At 46.3% G+C, this 21,805-nt stretch carries 17 protein-coding genes; 12 read left to right on the top strand and 5 right to left on the bottom strand.

Features of this window, described 5'->3' with window-relative positions:
- Positions 1 to 83 precede the first annotated feature (83 nt).
- The 3 genes from Q369_RS0114560 (at position 84) to Q369_RS0114550 (ending at position 2,653) form a co-directional block, all read left to right on the top strand.
- Positions 84 to 539 carry a hypothetical protein gene (locus tag Q369_RS0114560; protein ID WP_031528532.1) on the top strand — a complete coding sequence of 152 codons (456 nt, stop codon included), beginning with the start codon at positions 84 to 86 and terminating at the stop codon, positions 537 to 539.
- Positions 540 to 625: 86 nt separating this feature from the next.
- A complete protein-coding gene (gene thiL / locus Q369_RS0114555) occupies positions 626 to 1,645 on the top strand; it encodes a thiamine-phosphate kinase (protein WP_031528531.1) in 1,020 nt (339 codons plus the stop codon).
- Between the two features lie 153 nt (positions 1,646 to 1,798).
- On the top strand, positions 1,799 to 2,653 hold the full coding sequence (locus tag Q369_RS0114550; protein WP_031528530.1) for a hypothetical protein: 855 nt from the start codon (positions 1,799 to 1,801) through the stop codon (positions 2,651 to 2,653).
- Positions 2,654 to 2,702: 49 nt separating this feature from the next.
- On the opposite strand, the gene Q369_RS0114545 is transcribed toward Q369_RS0114550, so the two are convergent.
- The gene (locus tag Q369_RS0114545) at positions 2,703 to 3,533 is read right to left on the bottom strand and encodes an aminotransferase class IV (RefSeq protein ID WP_031528529.1); all 831 of its coding nucleotides are present in this window, start codon (positions 3,531 to 3,533) and stop codon (positions 2,703 to 2,705) included.
- A gap of 197 nt (positions 3,534 to 3,730) precedes the next feature.
- Between Q369_RS0114545 and Q369_RS0114540 the strand changes: the two genes are divergently transcribed.
- Together Q369_RS0114540 and Q369_RS0114535 are read left to right on the top strand one after the other, a co-directional pair.
- Positions 3,731 to 4,705 carry a polyprenyl synthetase family protein gene (locus Q369_RS0114540; RefSeq protein ID WP_031528528.1) on the top strand — a complete coding sequence of 325 codons (975 nt, stop codon included), beginning with the start codon at positions 3,731 to 3,733 and terminating at the stop codon, positions 4,703 to 4,705.
- A 22-nt stretch (positions 4,706 to 4,727) separates the two neighbouring features.
- The gene (locus Q369_RS0114535; RefSeq protein ID WP_031528527.1) at positions 4,728 to 5,348 is read left to right on the top strand and encodes a rhomboid family intramembrane serine protease; all 621 of its coding nucleotides are present in this window, start codon (positions 4,728 to 4,730) and stop codon (positions 5,346 to 5,348) included.
- On the opposite strand, the gene Q369_RS0114530 is transcribed toward Q369_RS0114535, so the two are convergent.
- Together Q369_RS0114530 and secA are read right to left on the bottom strand one after the other, a co-directional pair.
- On the bottom strand, positions 5,340 to 5,999 hold the full coding sequence (locus Q369_RS0114530) for a phosphatidylserine decarboxylase family protein (protein WP_031528526.1): 660 nt from the start codon (positions 5,997 to 5,999) through the stop codon (positions 5,340 to 5,342). The two genes, Q369_RS0114535 and Q369_RS0114530, sit on opposite strands and share 9 nt — an antisense overlap.
- A 131-nt stretch (positions 6,000 to 6,130) precedes the next feature.
- Entirely contained in the window at positions 6,131 to 9,472 is a 3,342-nt protein-coding gene (gene secA, locus Q369_RS0114525) for a preprotein translocase subunit SecA (RefSeq protein ID WP_031528525.1), read from the bottom strand.
- Positions 9,473 to 9,747: 275 nt separating this feature from the next.
- Here secA and Q369_RS0114520 point away from each other — a divergent pair, with 275 nt between their 5' ends.
- The 7 genes from Q369_RS0114520 (at position 9,748) to bshC (ending at position 20,154) form a co-directional block, all read left to right on the top strand.
- Positions 9,748 to 9,987 carry a PspC domain-containing protein gene (locus Q369_RS0114520; RefSeq protein WP_031528524.1) on the top strand — a complete coding sequence of 80 codons (240 nt, stop codon included), beginning with the start codon at positions 9,748 to 9,750 and terminating at the stop codon, positions 9,985 to 9,987.
- 139 nt (positions 9,988 to 10,126) lie between these two features.
- On the top strand, positions 10,127 to 11,305 hold the full coding sequence (locus tag Q369_RS0114515) for an acetyl-CoA C-acyltransferase (protein WP_031528523.1): 1,179 nt from the start codon (positions 10,127 to 10,129) through the stop codon (positions 11,303 to 11,305).
- Between the two features lie 105 nt (positions 11,306 to 11,410).
- Positions 11,411 to 12,418, top strand: a complete 1,008-nt coding sequence (locus tag Q369_RS0114510) for a glycosyltransferase family 2 protein (RefSeq protein ID WP_031528522.1) — start codon at positions 11,411 to 11,413, stop codon at positions 12,416 to 12,418.
- Complete coding sequence (locus Q369_RS0114505; protein WP_031528521.1) at positions 12,415 to 13,530, top strand: glycosyltransferase; 1,116 nt, start codon at positions 12,415 to 12,417, stop codon at positions 13,528 to 13,530. Before Q369_RS0114510 ends, Q369_RS0114505 begins: the two co-directional genes overlap by 4 nt.
- A gap of 1 nt (position 13,531) precedes the next feature.
- A complete protein-coding gene (locus tag Q369_RS0114500; RefSeq protein WP_084165749.1) occupies positions 13,532 to 16,420 on the top strand; it encodes a putative Ig domain-containing protein in 2,889 nt (962 codons plus the stop codon).
- A 138-nt stretch (positions 16,421 to 16,558) separates the two neighbouring features.
- Complete coding sequence (locus Q369_RS0114495; protein WP_031528519.1) at positions 16,559 to 18,373, top strand: acyl-CoA dehydrogenase FadE; 1,815 nt, start codon at positions 16,559 to 16,561, stop codon at positions 18,371 to 18,373.
- A gap of 230 nt (positions 18,374 to 18,603) precedes the next feature.
- Positions 18,604 to 20,154, top strand: coding sequence for a bacillithiol biosynthesis cysteine-adding enzyme BshC (gene bshC, locus Q369_RS0114490; RefSeq protein WP_031528518.1), 1,551 nt, complete (start codon positions 18,604 to 18,606; stop codon positions 20,152 to 20,154).
- 8 nt (positions 20,155 to 20,162) lie between these two features.
- Here bshC and Q369_RS0114485 read toward each other — a convergent pair whose 3' ends face one another.
- Together Q369_RS0114485 and Q369_RS0114480 are read right to left on the bottom strand one after the other, a co-directional pair.
- Positions 20,163 to 21,221, bottom strand: coding sequence for a hypothetical protein (locus tag Q369_RS0114485; RefSeq protein ID WP_031528517.1), 1,059 nt, complete (start codon positions 21,219 to 21,221; stop codon positions 20,163 to 20,165).
- On the bottom strand, positions 21,181 to 21,789 hold the full coding sequence (locus Q369_RS0114480; protein WP_031528516.1) for a hypothetical protein: 609 nt from the start codon (positions 21,787 to 21,789) through the stop codon (positions 21,181 to 21,183). Before Q369_RS0114480 ends, Q369_RS0114485 begins: the two co-directional genes overlap by 41 nt.
- Between the last annotated feature and the right edge of the window lie 16 nt (positions 21,790 to 21,805).

Below are 21,805 nucleotides of genomic sequence, written 5' to 3'. Positions count from 1 at the left end.
AAATGATCTTCACTGAATATTTTGATAATAAGACTAAAAAGTAGGAACTTGGCGTTGTGTTAAGAAATTTAGGAAATACAAATATGAAAAAAAGTTACTCTCTGATTTGGTGTATCGCTCTGATCGTCACTTTGATAAATGCAGGATGTAAGGAGAAAGTAAAGCCGGCATCTGAAAGAATTGCGAAAGCGTGGACTGCCGAATCGGTGAAACACGGAAGTGCAGTGGCCTACACGAGAGGAGGTTCCAATAATTCAGTTCCGGGATATTCAGGTTTCAGATTGACTTTGACCAATGCGTCAGGAGCAATGACCGCTACACTGACCGACTACGATGGAGTCACTTTCAACGGAAACTGGGCCCTCGAAGGAGATACCAAATTGATCCTGAAAGACCTGGTACCACAGCCTACCGGAACCGGCGGAACGATCGAATTTACGATCAATACACTGGAAGATTCAAAGCTCGTGCTGACGCGTTTGAAAGGCAGCTCGAAAACAGGAGGCACGATCAACGAATATACATTGACGAATCCCTAGTCAACAGCATATAATTAATAGAAGATACCACAGCGAAGCCGGTCCTCACCAGAACCGGCTTCGCTTTTTTTGTCTAATTTTACAGTATGGAAAGCAGAACAGAAATCAGCAGCCTGGGTGAATTCGGGCTGATTCAGAGAATAAATAAAGGAGTGGCAACGGTGTTGCCGGATACTGTACGCGGCATTGGCGACGATGCAGCTGTAATTGATTTAGGCGAAGAATACGGTTTGCTTAGTACCGATCTCTTGTTGGAAGGTGTGCACTTCGACCTTACTTTTTTTCCGCTTAAACACTTAGGTTACAAGGCAATCGCGACAAATGTGTCGGACATTGCTGCAATGAACGGGATACCCCGCCAGGTGACAGTGAGTATTGCAATCAGCAACCGCTTTTCTGTAGAGGCTGTCGATGAGCTTTATGCGGGCATTAAAACAGCATGCAAGGATTTCAATGTAGACCTTGTAGGCGGAGATACTTCTTCTTCGCGCTCAGGATTGCTTATCTCAGTTAGTGTTTTTGGCAAGGTAAAAAAGGATAAGATCGTATACCGGAATACTGCCAAACCGAATGATTTGCTGTGCGTAACGGGCGATCTGGGCGGTGCTTACCTGGGATTGCAGCTGCTGGAACGCGAAAAGCAGGTTTTTCTTGCCAATCCTGAAATGCAGCCTGAGCTGGACGGTAAAGACTACGTAATTCAGCGCCAACTGCGGCCCGAAGCCAGAATGGACGTGATTTACGAGCTCGAAGAAGCCGGGGTCATACCTACTTCCATGATAGATGTTTCGGACGGACTGGCTTCCGACCTGCTGCATATCTGCGCGCAATCGGGTGTAGGAGCGGTGGTATTTGAAGAGCGGCTTCCTATTGATGAGCAAACGTTTCTGGCGGCTTCGGAATTGAACCTGAGCCCGGTAACAGCCGCATTGAATGGAGGTGAGGATTATGAACTGTTGTTTACAGTGTCCCAATCTGCTTATGAACTGATTAAAAACAACCCGAAGATCACATTCGTCGGGTACATTGCGGACAAGAGCGAAGGTGTTTCCATACATACTAAATCCGACAGCCGCATTCCGCTGACTGCACAGGGTTGGAGTTAAGTTTTATTGAAGATGAATGAAGGCGCGGCTATCTGGCTGCGCCTTTTTTATTAGTGAGCAGCTGCATTTGGCAAAAAGAAGCTACGCAACCATCGGGAGATTTTGACCGTATTCGGGACAAATCAATTCATCTCTAACAATAATTTAATTCCGATGAAAATCTTTTCAATCACGCGAATGCTGTTCATACTGGGAGCTTTGCTGGCAGTGACAGTCTCCTGCTCCGACGATGACAGCGAAACTCCGGTAACGCCAAATGACATCATGCTGAAAGAAACCAGCTCGCTTGGCAAGGTTCTGACTGACAAGAATGGCAAAACCCTTTACTTTTTTACCAAAGATGCGGGCAATACCTCAGTTTGTACTGGTCCCTGCCTCGCTGCCTGGCCGGTTTTTTCAGTCGCTAACCCTGCTTCATTGAAACTGGATGCTGGTTTGAAAGCTTCTGATTTCGCCAACATTACCCGCACTGACGGCGCTACGCAGACTACTTACAAAGGCTGGCCGCTTTACTATTTCGCCAACGACGCAGCGCCGGGCGAGGTAAAGGGAGAAGGTGTTAACAATGCCTGGTATGTGGCTAAAACCAAATACACTGTTATGCTCTCCAATGCGCAGCTGGTAGGAAACGACGGGAAATCCTATAAAGCCGATTATACCGAGGGTACGGCCGAAACGCAATTCCTGGTAGATAGTCTCGGTCGCACATTGTATGCATTTGCGCGGGATTCGTCGATGAACAACAACTTCACGAACAATGACCCGACGCACGATGCTACCTGGCCGATCTATGAAGTATCCAGCATTGACGAAATTCCGTCTGCATTGGATAAGACACAGTTTGGTACAATCACTGTTTTTGGTAAAAAGCAATTGACCTACAAAGGCTGGCCGCTGTACTATTTCGGGGCAGATGCCATGACAAAAGGCATGACGAAAGGCGTAAGTGTACCTCGTCCGGGCGTGTGGCCGATCGTGAACAAAGAGTCACCGAATGCGCCTAACTAAGTTGACTTGTTGCGAATGCAAGGTGGCTTCCCGCGGGAAGTCACCTTTTTTATTTGCCCCAGTTCAAAACCAGCTTTTCGAAAAGTCCCTGTAAAAAAAGCGTCTGCTTGCCGGCAGTTCCGTCGCCTATGGGCTGCTCTCCGATTTGCACAACGGGCATAACCCACTTTGTCGTACTGGTTGTAAATACCTCATCAGCAGTGATTACCTCCTGATACGAAACTGGTCGTACTTCAATTTCGAAATGTGGTTTGGCAATTTCCAGGATAACTTTTCGGGTAATTCCATTCAGGATGTTTCTGTTGGAAGTAATAAGCTTTGAGCCTCGGAAAATAAAAATATTACTGCGCGTCAACTCACTCACTTCACCATCTTTGTAGAAAAGCAGGTCAGCGGCTTGCTGCCTTTTCAGTTCGTCGGCCATCAAAACCATGTGCACGTAGTTAGTGGTTTTGATTTCGGGTAAATCGCGGACGTACTCGTACGGGATCACTTTAATGCCTTTCAACCTGCCCGCCGGATTATCCTGGGGCAAAGCTTCTGTGCGTATCAGCATGTTGGGCTGTACTACATGCACACTGTCTGGCGCATAGCCTCCGGTAAGTACAAAGCGGAATGCTACTTCCTGTTCGCCCGACATTGCGTATAAATCTGCGAGGATTTTCTCTGTTTCCTGCTGGGTAACCGGTAGGGTCAGTTTGAGCAGTCTTGCTGAATTTTCAAATCGCTGCCAGTAATCGTCCCACCGGAATGGTACACCATTATAAGTCCTGGAATAGTCAAAAAGTCCGTAGCCACGGAGCAATCCAAGATCGTTCGTCTGGAAAACGGGCTCGTTTATAGCTAGTATATCGCCGTTGAAGTACTGATGAAATGGCATTTTTAAGTAAAAGTGAGATTGAATCTTAAAGTTATGATAATGTTGCAGAATAGCGCCACAATGGCAAAAAGCGAATTTATCCTCGAATTCTGTCGGCAAGACAAGGAAAATCCGCTACTTTGCATAAGTCTCCGGATTGATAAAAACGTTCATAACAAACATTGCGCCCTGGCTTTTTCAGGCGATTTCTGCATTCAATGCTTAACCCCGACCAACTACTTCAAAAGCTTCAGTCTGAATTTGAAAAGCATACTTATGGCGTAGGCCCTGTGGAGCTTTACGAGCCGATCAGCTACATTATGTCGCTGCATGGAAAGCGCTTCCGGCCTTTACTGACGCTGCTGGCCTCGGCGATCTACTCTGAAGATGTGGAGCATTCGATCAAGCCGGCTATGGCGGTGGAGGTATTTCACAATTTTACTTTAATGCACGACGACATTATGGACCGCGCGCCGCTGCGCCGCGGCAAGCCAACCGTGCACGAAAAGTGGAATGCAAATACAGCTATATTATCTGGCGACGTAATGTTGATCCGGGCGTACGATCTGTTGCTTGATATTCCGAAAGAGCATCTGAGGATTGTGCTGGCGCGCTTTAATCAAACAGCTTCTGAAGTATGTGAAGGACAGCAACTGGATATGAATTTCGAAACACGCTGGAATGTGACGGAGGAAGAGTATCTTGAAATGATCCGGCTCAAAACTTCGGTTCTGCTGGGTTTTGCCTTGGAATTAGGCGGGATAATCGGCGGGGCTGATGAACAGTCGGTGAAGCTGCTGTACTCGGCCGGAGAAAATATGGGAATTGGCTTTCAACTGAAAGACGATTTGCTTGATGTTTATGGAGATCCTTCCAAGTTCGGGAAGCAGGTAGGCGGCGACATTATCGCAAACAAAAAGACGTTCTTACTCATAGAAGCTTTGTCAAAAGCGACAGGGTCAATCAAAGCAGAGCTCGACCAATGGATTTCCGCCGAGCAGTTCGATCCCGAAGCGAAGGTGAGTGCGGTAAAAGCCATTTATGAGTCGCTGGATATCCGCAGGTTTACCGAGGAGAAGATCAATACTTATTTTGAAAAAGGCCTGGCCAACCTTCGGAGCTTGAATGTGGAAGAAACCCGGAAAAAATCGCTACTGCAATTCGTCCAGCAGCTGGTTGAACGTGAAAAATAATAGCTTACTAACTCACTGAATTATGTCAATAACCCTCATACTTGTAATTATTACCTCGGGTATCAGCTACTACGCGCTCAATAATTACAGTTTAATGGACAAAATGATCCTGAATCCGTACCGGGTCAGGCAAAAAAATGAATATTACAGGTTCCTTACCTCCGGCTTTGTCCACGCAGATTTTGGTCACCTGATATTTAATATGCTCAGTTTGTGGTTTGTAGGGGATGGGATCGAAAGATTATTCGCAATGCTCTTCGGGCCGAGCGGGACTTTGTATTTTCTTTTTCTTTATCTGGTAGGTATTATTGTTTCCGATATCCCGACTTTTCTAAAACATCGGAATAACTCCAAATACAACTCCCTTGGCGCTTCTGGTGGGGTTTCAGCTGTGCTTTTCGCTGCAATACTTTTTTCGCCGCTCATGCAGATCTGCCTTTATTTCTTCATTTGTATGCCGGGTTTCATATTTGGCCTCCTGTTTCTTGGTTATTCCTTTTATGAAGGCAAGCGTGGTAGGAGTTATGTGAATCACAGCGCCCATATGTACGGAGCTATCTTTGGAATGCTGTTTATGGCGGTGGTTTATCCGGGAGCAGTTCCTCAGTTTTTTGAACAAATATTGAGCTGGCGCTTATTTTAATTCAGCGAGCACAGTTACGCTTCCTACTGTTTTGTCCTGCAGCTTCACTTTGATCTCCGCGTCAAGCGGGACAAATATATCTACGCGGGAGCCGAACTTGATAAAACCCATTTCCGTGCTTTGTTCTACTTTATCGCCTTCTTTGATGTACCAGCGAATGCGGCGCGCTGCTGCACCTGCGATCTGACGGAACAAAACGTCAATTCCTTCAACAGTCCTGATCACCACCGTGGTGCGTTCGTTGTCGGTACTTGATTTCGGATGCCAGGCAACCAGGTACAGTCCTGCGTGATATTTGAAGTATTGGATAATCCCGCTGACCGGGTTCCAGTTGATATGAACGTTAAGAGGTGACATGAAAATGCTGATCTGTCTCCTCGGGCCGTTGAAGTATTCTGTTTCAACAACTTCTTCGATTACCACCACTTTTCCGTCGCAAGGCGCTACGATCTGGCGATCACTTTTATGGACATTTCTTTTGGGAACGCGGAAGAATTGAACGACCAGCAGGAAAACGAAGATACTGCCGATCAGTACCAGCCGCGGAATCCAGTATCCATCAGGAAGAAGATAATTTATTCCTAAGTTGATCAGTACCAGAACAATAATTGTGATTAAAATAATGGTATAGCCTTCCCGATGGAGTTTCATGCTAATAGAATGTTTTCGTTAATGCTTTCAACACTGCAAATATCGTATAAATCCTGATTTAACGGCAGCAAAAAGCCCTGCCTTTCGGAAACGAGAGGCAGGGCTGGTATTTTAAACAGAACTCAAATGGACTACTCGATTACAACGCAATCGCCGTTTTTCACTTCCTGTTCTACTTTTTTAAACTTCACGTCGCGAAGAATCCGTCCGTCCCTGTATTGAACAGAAACCTTCTGGTTTCTGTCCGCAACGCGTTCTGCACGCACAGGCTGCGCCTTGGTGGTGGATTCGGTCCGGGCGTATTTACTTGGATCTTCTACGTCCACGTCAAACTCTTCTTCTTTATTGGTATGCAATGCAGGTGGCGGCGTTGGGCGGCGTACTGTTTGCTGTACTGCACTTGCTGGCACCGCTTCTTCCTGCGGAATATCTGCCTTCATCAGGAAGGAGATCATATCAAAGTTAACTTTGCTCAGGAAGCGTTTGAAAAGCTCAACGGATTCAAACTTATAGATCAGCAAAGGATCTTTCTGTTCGAAAACCGCATTCTGCACGGATTGTTTCAGATCGTCCATTTCGCGCAAATGCTCTTTCCATTCCTGGTCGATCAGCGAAAGCACGATTGCTTTCTCCATTTCACGGGTAATTTCCTTTCCTTCGTTCTCAACAGATTTTTTTAAACCAACAACTACACCGGTCTGACGAAGTCCGTCGCTGAAAGGAATCATTATTTCTGAAACCGTAGCGCCTCTTTCCGCGTAGATAGATTGCAATACCGGCAATGCTTTTTGTGCAATTGCATTGTTTTTGTCCTGATACTGCTTTTCAGCTGCATCGTACAATTTCTGCGCACGATCAGTTGGCTTAAAACTATTGTACTCTGACTCGCTGAATGGCAATTCCATTCCCAGCGTCGTAATAGACGCCAGTTCGAGCTCAGCGTAAGTTCCGGCAGTGCTGATCAATTCGTCACATACATCAAATAACGTGTTTGCAATATCAACTGCAAGACGGTCACCGAATAATGCATTGCGACGGCGGGTATAGATTGCATCACGCTGATAGTTCATCACATCATCGTATTCCAGCAATCTTTTACGCATTCCAAAGTTGTTTTCTTCCACCTTTTTCTGCGCGCGCTCGATCGACTTGGTAATCATTCCGCTTTGGATCACTTCTCCTTCTTCCAGTCCCATGCGGTCCATTACCTTCGCCATCCGGTCAGAACCGAATAAGCGCATCAGGTTATCTTCCAGAGAAACAAAGAATTGAGAAGAACCCGGGTCACCCTGGCGACCGGAACGACCGCGCAGCTGTCTGTCCACGCGGCGGCTTTCATGGCGTTCTGTACCAATAATCGCCAAACCACCTGCTTTCTTTGCTTCCGGGGTCAGCTTGATATCCGTACCACGGCCGGCCATGTTCGTTGCGATTGTAACAGTACCCGGCTTACCGGCTTCTGCTACTACTTCTGCCTCGCGCTGGTGTTGTTTCGCGTTCAAAACCTGGTGCGGGATCTTACGCAAAGTCAGCATCCGGCTGATGATCTCAGAGTTTTCAACGGAGGTTGTACCTACCAGCACAGGTCTGCCGGCTTCCACAAGCTCCACAATCTCATCGGTAACTGCATTATATTTTTCACGGACAGAGCGATAAACTTTATCCTCCTGGTCTTTCCGTACAGCTGTTACATTGGTTGGTATCGAAACCACATCCAGCTTGTAGATTTCCCAGAATTCACCTGCTTCTGTTTCAGCCGTACCCGTCATACCAGCCAGTTTGTGGTACATACGGAAGTAGTTCTGCAATGTAACGGTCGCATAGGTTTGCGTGGCATCTTCCACGCGCACGCTTTCTTTTGCTTCAATTGCCTGGTGCAAACCATCCGAGTAGCGTCGGCCTTCCATGATACGACCGGTTTGTTCGTCCACGATCTTCACTTTGCCGTCGATAATCACATACTCAACATCCTTTTCGAAAAGCGTAAATGCTTTCAAAAGTTGGTTTACTGTGTGAATACGGGCTGTTTTTACAGAATAATCTCGGATTAATGCTTCTTTCTGGATAATGCGTTCCTGCTCATTGAGGGAAGCGTCTTTTTCGATTCTGTCCAGATCGACAGCGATATCAGGCAGGATAAAGAAGTTGGTTTCTTCTGATTCTCCCGTCAGGAAGTCGATACCTTTTTCTGTCAGTTCAATGCTGTTATGGCGCTCGTCGATTGTAAAATAGAGCGGCGCGTCGGCTACCGGCATCAATTTCTGGTTTTCCGCCAGGTATATTGCTTCCGACTCCTGCATCAATGCTTTTATTCCCGATTCACTGAGGTACTTAATAAGTGGCTTGTATTTGGGCATACCGCGGTGTGCACGGAACAATGCAAGTCCGCCTTCTTTCTTATCTCCCGCAGCGATTTTCTTTTTAGCATCGTTCAGGAATTCCATCGCGAGCTTCTTCTGGGCTTCAACGATCCTCGAAACACGCGGTTTCAGTTCCAGGTACTCCTGCTCATCGCCGCGTGGAACCGGGCCGCTGATAATCAATGGGGTACGCGCATCGTCAATCAACACGGAGTCAACCTCATCGACCATCGCAAAATGGTGCTTGCGCTGAACCAGTTCTTCCGGTGTGCGTGACATATTGTCACGTAAGTAGTCAAAGCCGAATTCATTGTTGGTACCGTAAGTAAGGTCTGCCTTATAAGCATTCCTTCTGGCTTCCGTGTTGGGCTGGTGGCGGTCAATGCAATCGACACGCATTCCATGGAACTCAAAAAGAGGTGCATTCCATTCAGCGTCACGTTTCGCGAGGTAATCGTTTACAGTTACGATATGTACACCCTGGCCTGCAAGTGCATTCAGGAACGCAGGAAGAGTTGCTACTAAAGTTTTACCTTCACCGGTCGCCATTTCAGCGATTTTACCCTGGTGCAAAACCACACCACCAATCAGCTGAACATCATAATGCAGCATGTTCCATTTGATAGGCTGGCCGATTACATCCCAGGTTGTATTCCAATACGCTTTATCGCCTTCAATGGTAATGTGCGACTTGCGTGAGGCCACTTCCCGGTCGAAAAAGTTAGCTGTAACTTCCAGTCTGTCGTTTTCTTTAAACCGGCGTGCAGTTTCCTTTACAATCGCGAATGCTTTTGGAAGAATATCCAGAAGCACTTTTTCAAGTTCTTTATTTCGGTCGAGTTCAAGCGCATCTATTCTTTTAAAGATCGCTTCTTTACTATCTACATTAGGCTCGTCGCTTGCCTGCTGTCTCAATGTAGCGATCTGCTCGTCAATCGATTTGAGCTGATCAGATATATGCTGTTTCAGGTTTTCGGACTGCAACCTGAGCTCATCATTTGTCAAAGAAGCCAGCAGCGCGTATTCGGCATTGACCTTATCCACATACGGAGTCAGTTCTTTCAGATCCCGTTCGGACTTTGTGCCAAATAGCTTGGAGAATATTTTAAACATGATTATATATTTTTATAACTTTCTTCTAAAACGAAAAAATTAAGCCTGCCGTAAAGGAGTGTCAGATTGTCAGCACGCTAACATTTTAATCCCAAAGGTAATTCATTGACAATTCTGTTGTACAACATCTTTCGTTTTCCTATCGGAGTTCTGATCTTATATCCGGGATTAAAGCCCGCTCTACCGGTTAATACACCGCTTGTCAAGAAAGAAATCTGCTACTGGGTAATGCACAGTACCTTTGAAACATCAAAACAAAATAAAAGGACATAGCCATGAACCATAACAGATTATACCGCAATACAGCCAACAAAATGCTTGGAGGTGTTGCTTCCGGACTTGCCGACTACTTTCAAACCGATGTAACCATAGTACGTGTGATTTTCGTACTCTCTGTTTTCATCCCAGTAACTTTTCCGGCCATTTTCTTCTATATCATTTTATGGATCGTAATGCCGGATATAGCCAAACGTCCGAAGCCACTCACGGGTAGCGATTTCCCGCCTCAATTTTAACAATCCATCAGTACAGACTTGGTATTTGCAAACCGCCGGAAAACAAACTCCGGCGGTTTGTTGTTTTAGGTATAATTCTTATTTTTACAATGGTATGCCAGCATACTATTATTCATTTTCATCGAACTAAGAATTTCATATGGACGCATATATTGTTGCAGGATACCGCAGTGCAGTTGGTAAGGCTTCAAAAGGCGGTTTCCGTTTCACCCGCCCCGATGACTTGGGTGCGGCGGTGATCAAACATTTACTCGAAAAAATTCCGCAGCTTGATCCTACCCAGGTTGATGATGTGATCGTGGGGAATGCGGTGCCTGAGGCGGAGCAGGGAATGCAAATGGGCCGCTATGTGGCTCTGCTTGCCTTGCCGCAAAATGTGTCAGGTATTACGATCAACAGGTACTGCGGTTCTGGTGTGGAAGCAATCGCGATGGCGTCGGCCAAGATACACGCCGGAATGGCCGAATGCATTATTGCAGGAGGAACGGAATCCATGTCGATGGTACCGACCATGGGCTGGAAAACTGCATTAAACTACGAAATCGCACATACCAACCCGAGCTACTACCTGAGTATGGGATTAACAGCCGAGCAGGTTGCAAGCGATTTCAAGATCAGTCGCGAAAAGCAGGATGAATTTTCGTTTCAATCACATCAGAAAGCTTTGCGAGCTCAGCAAGAAGGCTGGTTTGCAAACGGGATCGTACCTGTAACGGTTAAGGAAACATACTTCGACGCTGCATCCGGCAAGAAGAAAACGCGGGCGACTGTGATCAACCAGGATGAAGGTCCGCGGCCCGATACAACACTGGAAGCTTTGAATAAGCTGAAACCCGTTTTTGCTGCCGGAGGGTCGGTTACCGCAGGGAATTCTTCCCAGACTTCAGACGGAGCTGCATTCGTGATGGTAATGTCAGAGGATATGGTGAAAAGACTAAACCTAAAACCGATTGCGAGAATGCTGTCTTACGCGACGGCCGGCGTCGATCCGAGAATTATGGGAATAGGTCCCGTGGCGGCTATTCCAAATGCATTGAAACAGGCAGGGTTGAAATTGCAGGACATCGAGCAGATCGAGCTGAACGAAGCATTTGCGGCGCAGTCACTGGCCGTGATCCAGGAGCTTGACATTGATCCGGAAATCGTCAATCCAAATGGCGGCGCGATTGCATTGGGGCACGCATTGGGTTCGACAGGCGCTAGGCTATCGGTGCAGCTATTCAATGAAATGGAGCGCCGCAATCAGAAATACGGGATGGTAACAGCTTGTGTAGGTGGCGGCCAGGGAGTGGCCGGGATCTTCGAAAGGCTTAATTAGGCCGGGAAATAACAAATGCTACTTATTTAGGGATCTCCGTGGACAGCTTGGCTATGTTCCACGGAGATTCTTTATTTTTGCCCAATCCAACTTGCAGATTGTTTCATGGATGTATCCATCATCATCATTAATTACCGCACTCCTCAACTCATAATCAATTGTTTAAAGTCAATTTATCAATTTACTTCCGGGGTTACATTTGAGATAATCATTGTAGATAATGATCCGGAAAACGGAGGCGGGTCGCTGGTTCGTGATACATTTCCTGAGGTCCGCTGGGTCGACTTACCTTCTAATCCCGGCTTTGGAATCGCAAATAACAAAGGAATGTCCATTGCAAACGGTCGATATTTTCTCCTGCTGAATGCAGATACCCTGTTGACCGACAATGTGATCGGCCGGTGTTTTCAACGAATGAACGAGCGGCAGGATATTATCGCCTGCGGCGCTTTGCAATACTATCCCGACGGTACTCCGATGCCTTTTTACAAGAGCTTTAACGAGTTTCGTAAAACCTTTTTCATTGTGCCCCCGGCCGGCTTTATCGAGCGGACGATTAACAAGCTTTATCCGGAGCCACAATACCAGGACCCCGACCAATACGACTGGCTTGTGGGTGCATTCATTTTTTTGCGGAGGGAGGGTTTTGAAAAAACAGGCGGGTTTAGTGACGATTTTTTTATGTACGGCGAGGATGTGGAATGGTCGGGGCGACTGGGCAAGCTGGGCAAGCTGTGTTATTTCAAAGACTGCATTTTCATCCACCTCGAAAACAATAACCCTTTCCGAAGGACCAATATCTCCTGGATCAACCGGTTCAGCACACAGATGCAAGTGTCTAATTTTCTGTGGGTACGGAAGCAATATGGCGCGTTACAGTATGTGCTGCTGATTTTACATTACTTATTGATGGTACCTGTGGTATTTGGATGGAAAATCGCATTTAACATCAAGAGCCGAAGAAATCCTCTTACTGAATTACGGACCCAGCGCATTTATGTCAGAAAAACAGGTGTGCTTTTAAAGTATTTCTGGGCAACCTTATTCCTGAAAAAAGGGTCGTATAAGATAAAACCTTATGAAAACATCGACCTTTTAACCGCCTCTTCATGAACAAGACCAAAAAACGAATTCTCTTTTTCACGCCCTTTGCAACACGAACAGGATCAGAAATGATGCTGTTGTACATTCTAAAAAAAATTGATCGTTCCCGTTTTGACATCGGAATAGTGAGTTTTGCCGATGGCGAGCTGCTGAACGATTTTCCGCAGGATATTCCGAGGTTCATTGCTCCCCGCAAATTTAATATACTTCAAAAAGTCTCCTATCACCTGGGGGCCAATCCCATTCACAGACATTTACGCAAGCTGGCGACCGACTTTAAGGCTGACTTCTGGTATGTGAATACCACCATGATTCCCGAAACTGTTTTGATAGCCAGGGAATTCTCAATCAAGCTGGTGACGCATTTTCACGAAATGCCGCTGACCTACTCCTACCTGAGCGGGCCCGACTTCAAAAGCATTATCGATTACTCCGATTTGCTTATCGGCTGCTCCAAGGCAACCAGCGATGCATTAGTAGACTCGGGTGGTAAAAATATCGGGTTACTTTACTCATTTATAGACAGCAGTCTTGTCAAAAGCAGCAAAGAGCGTACTGCTGAGCTGAGAAAAAACCTGGGAATTGCTGAAAGCGATTTTGTGTGGGTACTGTCTGGAATGACCTCTGAGCGGAAGGGATTTGACTTGCTGCCCGACATCGCCGAACAACTCAACGATCCCCGCGTTCACCTGGTCTGGGTAGGGGCGAAAATCGATGATGGAATGGTATATTATACCGAACAAAGATGCAGAAATTCAAGATCGGCGACCAGAATTCACCTGGTAGGTAAGCAAAAAGAAGATTATTATAACTACCTTAACACGGGAAACGGCTTTCTCCTTACTTCTCGGCAGGACCCTTTTCCGTTGGTGATGATTGAAGCCGCGTTGCTTGGTAAACCCATCGTTTCTTTTCCTTCGGGAGGTGTGTCTGAATTCGTTCAGAATGGTATGGGTGTTGTAACCAATGATTTGAGTGTGAGCCAAATGGTTGAAGCAATGCGGAAAATAATCAATGGAGAGATCGTAACCGACAGTTCCAAAAGCATTGAAAGGGCAGGTCAATTCAATGTAGAAAACGGGTACAATGAGTGGATCAAATTAATTGACAAAAACTTTTAGCATGTTCAATTCTGCGAACGCATTTCATTTCTTCAATAAGCTTTGTTACCTGGCGCTCTGCCTGACTTTTTTCCTGCAGCCACTCTCAGCACAAACTGATCAGAAAACTGCAGAAGCTGACCCGCAGCGTTACCTCGCATTGATGCTGCTGAACCTGACCGACGCAGATAACCGTGGCCCGGAGCCGGACCTGATCCGGTCTTCACACCAATATGGCCTCAATGCTGTATACATTACCATTCCCTGGGATAAAGTCTATTATAGTTCACCAACGGAAACTCCGAAGTGGGCGAAATATGACGAGCAAATTAAAATAGCCACCGATCTGGGTATGAAAGTGGCACTTCGCATTCATCTCGGTCGCCACAGTACCCGCATCAAAGGTTTTTGGGAACCATCAGACAGCCAGTTCAGCCATTCTGACCAGCCTTTGCTGGGCGGTTACCTCGATACGTTTTATGGATTCGATAACCAGGCCATTGTCAATAAAGGACTTGCCTTTGTGAAGGAAACAGTTACCCGCTATAAGTACCTACAAACGGATAATAAGCTCCTGTATGTTTCTGTTACCAACACCCCCACGCAGGAAGGCGAATATCCCGGTGGACTGATTGTGAGCGGAAAGGAGAATACTGCTGTTTACGATTATTCCAAAACAATGGTAAGTGGTTTCCGCGCGTGGCTGAAAGCACATTATACCAAAATTGAGCGGTTGAACTTCCTTTGGGGGATGAACTACAAGACTTTCGAAGATCCGTATCCGCCGTTTACCGCCTGGGCTCCCGAGGAATCCTTCCGCCAGCGGGCAGGGAAAGACTGGTATATTTACCGGCATGAGGTCATGAAAAAGTATTTTGACCAAATGATTGCGGCCATCAAATCGGTCGACCCGGCTATCAAGTTTGTTTCCGATTACGGGTCTGTTTTCGATGCCGCTTCTGTGATGCGCGGCACACTGGGCTTTAAAGATCTGAATGAAAAAGCGGATGGGATTAAAATCAATGACAGTCCCATTTTTGATCATAGGTGGTCGGTAGATATTGTGAAAAGCAATGTGCCTGCGCACTTTATTACAGCTAATGAGCTGTTTGTAAGCTCCTACCTGGATAACAATGCGCATTTCAAGCAAATTGATGAAAACTACGCCCACGGTGCCAATGTAGTAGCAGTCGTTGTTTCAACAACGGAACAGATGGGCAGATCCGAGCCTTTCCTGCGTCAGGCTTCATCCAAGTGGCTGAGCCAGCCGGTGACACCTTTTAATTATACTGAAACCGTAAGTTACCGCCTGTCAGCCGCGGTAGAGAAGAAAGGCGCGATTGCAGTGATTTTCGATGAATGGGCCAAACGTGCTTACGCGAATGCAGGTAACCCCAAACCCGTGGCTGTGAAGCTGGAAGAAGACTTGCTTTCGCCGGAGTATTGGAAGGATGCGTCTAATTATATGCCATACGTTTTCAGGCCGGTTCCTATGCAGATCATTCCGGTGAACAGAGATTTCAACTACAAGCTGCCGATTGACACATTTTCTGACGTCGACGGGACCATCGTGAAAGTGGAAGTAAGTAATCTTCCGCCCTGGCTGCGGTTCCAGAACGGGCAGCTCTCGGGCCGGCCAACTCAGCTGGGTGACTACCGCATTACTGTTACAGGTACCGACGACGAAGGTGGTTCAACGGTTGCTTTCTTTACTATCCGCGTCGATACCAGGGAAAATGCCAACAAGCCACCGACCGTAGATGCCAATTTCTCAAACCAGATGGTCGCTGTTAATAAGGCATTTACCTTCACGATCCCTCAGAATACATTTACAGATGCCGATGGAGAAATCACGAAGATCGAAGCAAGTGAGCTGCCTTCCTGGCTGAAATTCTCAAATGGCGTGTTGAGCGGAACTCCAACCGCATTGGGCGAGTACCGTATTATTTTCAAAGCTTATGACGATCTGAATGCATTTGTGGAGACTTACTTTACGATCAAAGTCGTGGAGCCGCAGTTCCTGAATGCGCCGCCGTTTGCGAGCAGTACGCTTCCTGTGAAGTATGCGCAGGTAAACATGCCTTTTAATTACATTTTGCCAACTAACATTTTTGGCGATCCAGACGGGTATATATCGTCCATTTCGATCCAGAACCGACCTTCGTGGCTCAATTTTGCATTGAATGTATTTTCCGGAACACCTACCGAGGAGGGCGAATACAGGCTGATCGTCAGGGCGTATGACAATGGAGGAGCTTATGTCGAGATCCCGCTGATCCTGAAAGTTCAGACTCCTGAGTTGCGTTTTGAGCTGGTAAGTGGAGGAAGTAAAGTGGAGCAGCGCATTATCCGGAAGCTGGTCGGCGACGATGTCCTGGCACACGAATCGCTGCCGCCGCTGCTGAATATTTATGCTTACGGAAACTTCGAATACGATCGGGTTACCTTTCAACTTGATGGGCCTTATAAACGGACTTCCACAACAGCGGTTTTCCCTTATGCTCTGTATGAGAATGACAAAGGTTTCGCACCTTACGCGGGCAGGTATACGCTTACTGTCACCGCTGCAAAGGAGGATTCCGCGATTGTTACCCAGACCATTCAGTTCGGTATTTCGGCCGGTGACTCTGTTAATATCACGAAGAACATAGCTGAATGGGCATTTTACCCCAATCCGACTGAAAATATCATTAACATCAAATTGCCCGAAATTCAGTCAATCGAGGGAATGGAGTATGAGATTGTTACAGTTGGAGGAAAACGCATTCCGCTGCCGCCTGGTCTGGTGACGGTGGCCGATAATCTTGCTTATATCGATCTCTCAGACGCGGGCCTTTCATCGGGAATTTACTTTGTGCGGATTCTAAGTAACGGCGAGCTTTTAAAGCAATTCAGAATCTTCAAACAATAGCGAACACCCAGTTCACGCAGCCTTAACACAAAATTTTAGGATAGTATGCGCGCATAACTTGTTTATGGTTTATATTTGAAACTATCAATAGTATGCAAGCATACCTTTGTTTCACATCGTTCTATAATTACTACTGATATGGCCGTTGCAGAAGCGAACAAAACATCTATTAGAGGAGGCGAATTTTTGATAAAGGAAACCCAAGCCTCTCAAATATTTATCCCTGAGGAATTTACAGAAGAGCAGCGCATGATCGCCGATACTTGCCGGGACTTTCTTGCGAAGGAAGTGTGGCCGATACTCGACGAGATAGACCACGCAAAAAGCCCGGATTTAATATCAGGTTTGATGGACAAAGCGGGTGAGCTGGGCTTACTGGGTACGGTTGTCCCCGAAGAATATGGTGGTTTTGGAATGAACTTCAACACCTCCATGCTTGTAGCCGAAGCTACCGGCGCCGGTAACTCGTTCTCAGTAGCACTTTCGGCGCATACCGGAATAGGTACCCTGCCAATCCTGTATTATGGAAATGAAGTGCAGAAATCAAGATATTTACCGAAGCTGGCCAGCGGCGAATGGAAAGCAGCCTACTGTCTCACCGAACCGGATTCGGGCTCTGATGCAAATTCTGCCAAAACAAAGGCTAAGCTCACAACCGATGAAAAGCACTATGTCATTAATGGTCAAAAAATGTGGATCACGAATGGCGGTTTCGCAGATGTTTTCATTGTTTTTGCCAAAATAGAAGAAAACGGGCAGACGGATAAAAACCTCACAGCCTTCATCATTGAGAAATCGTTTGGCGGTATTACGATGAATGAGCCCGAGCATAAAATGGGAATCAAAGGCTCGGATACCCGGCAGATTTTCTTCAACGATTGCCTGGTGCCTGTTGAAAACATGCTCTCAGAGCGCGGGAATGGTTTTAAGATCGCTGTTAATATCCTGAATATCGGACGTATTAAGCTTGCAGCTGCTGCCCTGGGAGGCGCGAAGAGAGTGGCTGAGCAGGCTATTAATTATGCCAACGAGCGGAAGCAATTTGGTAATTCCATTGCCCAGTTCGGTGCAATTAAGCATAAGCTGGCAGAAATGGCAGTTGGCATGTATGCGACTGAATCGGCATCGTACCGGGTCGGGCAGCATATTGACGATCTGATCGAAGCATTTCAATCGAAGGGAATGGAGGATTCAGAAGCCAAGCTGAAAGCGCTGGAAGAATTTGCAATAGAATGCGCTATTATGAAAGTACACGGATCGGAAGTACTCGATTTTGTGGTAGACGAAGGTGTGCAGATATACGGTGGAATGGGCTTCTCGGCAGACGCGCCAATGGATCGCGCTTACCGAGATAGCCGGATCAACCGGATTTTCGAGGGAACAAACGAGATCAACCGGCTTCTGGTTGTGGATATGTTGCTGAAACGGGCTATGAAAGGCCAGCTCGATTTAATGGGACCGGCTGCCGCGGTGGGCAAAGAAATTATGTCCATTCCGGATTTTGGTGCCGAAGAGGAAGAAACGCTTTTTGCCAAAGAGAAAAAGGTTTTGAAAAACCTCAAAAAAGCAGTGCTGATGGTTTCAGGTGCAGCCGTGCAGAAGTTTATGATGAAACTATCGGAAGAGCAGGAGATCATCATGAACCTGGCGGATATGGTCATCGAGATATATGTGGCCGAATCGGTGCTGCTGCGTGTTGAAAAAAGCATTCAGTTGCTGGGTGAAGAAGAGAATGCATTACAGAAGGATATCGCTGCCATTTACCTCAACCGGGCTGTTGAAAAAGTGAACAGCGCCGGAAGAGCGGCCATTACCAGCTTCGCCGAAAGTGACGAGCTGAACGTGATGTTAATGGGATTGAAACGATTTACGAAAATAGAACCGTCAAACCTGAAAGATGCGCGCAGGCGGATTGCGGACGAATTGATCTCCAAAAATGCTTATGCTCTTTGAGAAAAACCAGTATTGAGCTCTGAGCTCGTCCGAAAAAATAGCCAAAAATCAAGCCGGATCTGCGTAAGGTCCGGCCTTTTTGTAGCCCTCAATAAGGTTTTTTATTCTTCTTCAAATTGCGGAACTTTGGGAAACCAAATTCCGGGATTTTCTCGTTAAAAGATTGGTTACAGATGAACAAAAAGTAAAACACGTTGGATTCTCTTCAAGCTACTGAAAAGCCACCTTTCATGACTCTGCACACTGTGGATCTGCGTACAACAGGGCAATTCCCCGCACTTTTACTCGATTATCTGGACCAAAAACCTGCGCTGGAAGCTTTTTACACCTCTTTTCCCACGCTCGAAAATTTTCAGGAGGTAATAGCAAAGAAGAGCAGCTTCGATCTAGGGAAACGCAAAACGCTGGTGGACGTACTTGAACAGCAATACAAAGGTCTGCCGCATTATCCCGATTTCTCGCTTTTGCTTGATGAGAAAACTTTCACGGTAACAACAGGTCACCAGCTGAATATCTTCACGGGGCCATTATACATTATTTACAAGATCATCACGGCGGTTAAGCTTGCGCAAGCGCTCAAAGCGGCTTACCCGGATTACAACTTCGTGCCTGTGTATTGGATGGCGACGGAGGATCATGATTTTGAAGAAATCGCTTCATTCCATTTGTTTGGACAAACCCATAAATGGACTGGTGAACACAAAGGCGCAGTAGGCCGGCTGAACCCGAAAGAGCTGGAAGTGATTTTAAAACAACTACCTGACAAGCCGCTGCTTTTCGCGAAAGCGTATCTCGAAAACAATTCGCTTGCTGATGCGGTTCGATGTTATATGCACGAGTTATTCGGGCAATATGGCCTGATCAGTATCGACGCCGACAATGCAGATCTGAAACGCAGTTTTCTGCCAGTTGTAAAAGAAGAATTAACTACTTCCATTTGCGAGAAAATCGTTTCGCAAACTACTTCGGAGCTCAATGCACTGGGCTACCATACGCCGCTGAATGCGCGCGAAATCAACTTATTTTATCTGGATAATAACCTTCGGGAGCGCATTGTAAAGGAAGGCGAAACCTTCAAGGTACTTAATACCGACTTGTCCTTCTCCGAAGACGAGATACTCGAACTGGCTGAAAACAGGCCTGAGCTTTTCAGTCCCAACGTCATATTAAGGCCGCTTTACGAGGAGATAATCCTACCTAATCTTGCGTATATTGGTGGACCGTCAGAGGTGCCTTACTGGATGCAACTGAAAGGAGTTTTTGATCATTTCAATGTACCTTTCCCTGCCCTGATGCCGAGGAATTTTGCATTGTATATCAATGGGTACCAGAGCAAAAAGGCGCGTAAGCTGAAAATAAGCTATAAAGATCTTTTTCTCGACGAAGTCGCATTGCGGAAGACTTTTATTGAAAGGAACAGCGAGCGCGTTCTGGACCTGAATGCGGAAAAGGAAGAATTTAACAAGATTTTTGATTCCATTCTTTCAAAAGCTGTGGCAGTGGATCAAACGATGCTGGGTGCTGTGAAGGCGGAGCAAACACGGCTTCTGAATTCTTTGAGACAACTCGAAAAGCGCATCGTGAGAGCGGAAGAACGCAATCATGAATCGGAAATCGAGCAATTGCTGACGCTTAAAAACAAACTGTTCCCGAACGGAATCGCCCAGGAACGGTATGATAATCTGCTGAGTTTCTATATCAATGATCCCGAATTTATTCAGAAGCTTTACAATGCTTTTGATCCGTTGAATTTCAGTTACAATGTAATTCTGGAAGAATAAAAAGGTTCTTACTCTTTTAGTCTCACATCGCCATACCGGGAATTAACAGTAATCTTGGTACCAGAGCCGGTGCCGATCTTTCCCTGGTACTGCTTCAATGTATACGATTTATGGTCTTTAGCCGGCTGCACTGAGAAGTTCACGTTATTGGTCGGATAGGTGAAATTCCCGTAAGAAACAGTCACATTAAACTGGTTAGCCTCCGCCGGTAGTACTACCGAAGAATAAGCAGCTTGGATATCTACATTCTGGGCTGAGTTGGTCAGCTCGTCGATTTTGAAGTTGCCCGAGTAATTCAGCTTGATTTTCCCGGAACCGCGGATCGTACCAATCTTGGCACCTGAGTAGTCAATATCTGCATCCAAGGTGATCACATCGCGGATATTCAGTTCACCTGATTTGTTGACCAACAATATCTTTTTTGCCTGATCGAGGCTCAGCTTCGAGTACTGAAATTCAAGCTTTCCACCATCCATTTTCCCGATTGTAGCACTGCCGTAACGCACATCGATAACATTGTCTGCGTTTTCCAGGTGATTGGCAACAAAGTTTCCATACCTGGAATCTATCGTTAATGGCGCGTAAAATGAAGGAATATCTGTATCGCCAAACTCGTTTTTCACAACCAGTGCATTCTCTTTTGGCATGTAAACGGTGTAATCGATCCGGATATAGTTCTTTTCACCTTTGCGGTTATTCCATCCATTATTGCCAAACTGACTTCTGTCAATGCGGGTAACGAGGCTGATCTGGTTTTTAATTCTTCTTTCTTCAATATTGACTGCGCTCAGGTATTCAGAAGCACGGCCGTCGGAGGGAGCATTGGCAGTTACGACTATTTCTACCTTGATCTCATCTTTGGCCCAAAGGTTGACTTTCACCTGACCGAATTTGTTTTCGACAAGCAGCATATCACTGCTTTTCACATCAAAAACCTTTGTAATGTTCCTCCGCTTCTCGATTAGCCCGTTTTGGTCGGGGATACCTGGTCCTGCGCTGAGCAGGTTGGGTAAAATCAGTGCTATATTAAATAACAGGAGCGCTGTTATTCTCTTTTTCGTAGTCATTTTTGACTTGATTAATGCGTTGCAAAATGTCTAATTGTTGATTGAGCAGATCTACCTGCCATTGAAGGTTCTGGATCATCGCTTCCAGCAGCGCCTCCTGGTTAGGGGCATTTGCCAGGTTGGAGCGCAAGTTCTTGTAACTTACTTCCAGACTTTCCAGATCAGAAGCAAAATCCTTGTACAATTCAGGATTGTTCTTCGCCAGCTTGATAATCTCCTCCCGTTTCTGATCTATTGCAACATTGTACTGGTTGAGCTCCCGGGCGTAAGTGGGAACTTTCAGCGCTACACGAGGGTCGCGGGCGAGGCCGTATTCATTATTAAGGTAAACCAGGAACCCGATTCCAAGGGCAAGGCATACGCCGGCCGCAATGCGCCAGTCGAAGTAGGGATTGTTTAATCGCCTAAGTTTTTTTTTGGATTTCTCGGGAACGACGGGAATTTCGTGATGAAGTTGGCTCTCAATTTGGCTCCACAAAGAATCCTGCGGTAAGAAAGTATCAAATCCATCCCTGTTATCTCTCACAAACCGCTCCAATCGATCCTTTTTATCTGAAGAATTTTTCATAGATTCATTAACGTGT

Source organism: Dyadobacter crusticola DSM 16708 (assembly GCF_000701505.1).
In the GTDB taxonomy this organism is placed as follows: domain Bacteria; phylum Bacteroidota; class Bacteroidia; order Cytophagales; family Spirosomataceae; genus Dyadobacter; species Dyadobacter crusticola.
The sequence above is the reverse complement of the archived record's forward strand: the minus strand, read 5'-3'. Positions and strand labels throughout refer to the sequence as shown.

Coding starts and splice junctions, on each gene's coding strand:
- Q369_RS0114500 (WP_084165749.1), top strand. CDS start 13,532: ATGTTCAATTCTGCGAACGCATTTCATTTCTTCAATAAGCTTTGTTAC.
- Q369_RS0114540 (WP_031528528.1), top strand. CDS start 3,731: ATGCTTAACCCCGACCAACTACTTCAAAAGCTTCAGTCTGAATTTGAA.
- Q369_RS0114485 (WP_031528517.1), bottom strand. CDS start 21,221: ATGACTACGAAAAAGAGAATAACAGCGCTCCTGTTATTTAATATAGCA.
- Q369_RS0114550 (WP_031528530.1), top strand. CDS start 1,799: ATGAAAATCTTTTCAATCACGCGAATGCTGTTCATACTGGGAGCTTTG.
- secA (WP_031528525.1), bottom strand. CDS start 9,472: ATGTTTAAAATATTCTCCAAGCTATTTGGCACAAAGTCCGAACGGGAT.
- Q369_RS0114535 (WP_031528527.1), top strand. CDS start 4,728: ATGTCAATAACCCTCATACTTGTAATTATTACCTCGGGTATCAGCTAC.
- Q369_RS0114510 (WP_031528522.1), top strand. CDS start 11,411: ATGGATGTATCCATCATCATCATTAATTACCGCACTCCTCAACTCATA.
- thiL (WP_031528531.1), top strand. CDS start 626: ATGGAAAGCAGAACAGAAATCAGCAGCCTGGGTGAATTCGGGCTGATT.
- Q369_RS0114515 (WP_031528523.1), top strand. CDS start 10,127: ATGGACGCATATATTGTTGCAGGATACCGCAGTGCAGTTGGTAAGGCT.
- Q369_RS0114505 (WP_031528521.1), top strand. CDS start 12,415: ATGAACAAGACCAAAAAACGAATTCTCTTTTTCACGCCCTTTGCAACA.
- Q369_RS0114520 (WP_031528524.1), top strand. CDS start 9,748: ATGAACCATAACAGATTATACCGCAATACAGCCAACAAAATGCTTGGA.
- Q369_RS0114480 (WP_031528516.1), bottom strand. CDS start 21,789: ATGAAAAATTCTTCAGATAAAAAGGATCGATTGGAGCGGTTTGTGAGA.
- bshC (WP_031528518.1), top strand. CDS start 18,604: ATGACTCTGCACACTGTGGATCTGCGTACAACAGGGCAATTCCCCGCA.
- Q369_RS0114495 (WP_031528519.1), top strand. CDS start 16,559: ATGGCCGTTGCAGAAGCGAACAAAACATCTATTAGAGGAGGCGAATTT.
- Q369_RS0114560 (WP_031528532.1), top strand. CDS start 84: ATGAAAAAAAGTTACTCTCTGATTTGGTGTATCGCTCTGATCGTCACT.
- Q369_RS0114530 (WP_031528526.1), bottom strand. CDS start 5,999: ATGAAACTCCATCGGGAAGGCTATACCATTATTTTAATCACAATTATT.
- Q369_RS0114545 (WP_031528529.1), bottom strand. CDS start 3,533: ATGCCATTTCATCAGTACTTCAACGGCGATATACTAGCTATAAACGAG.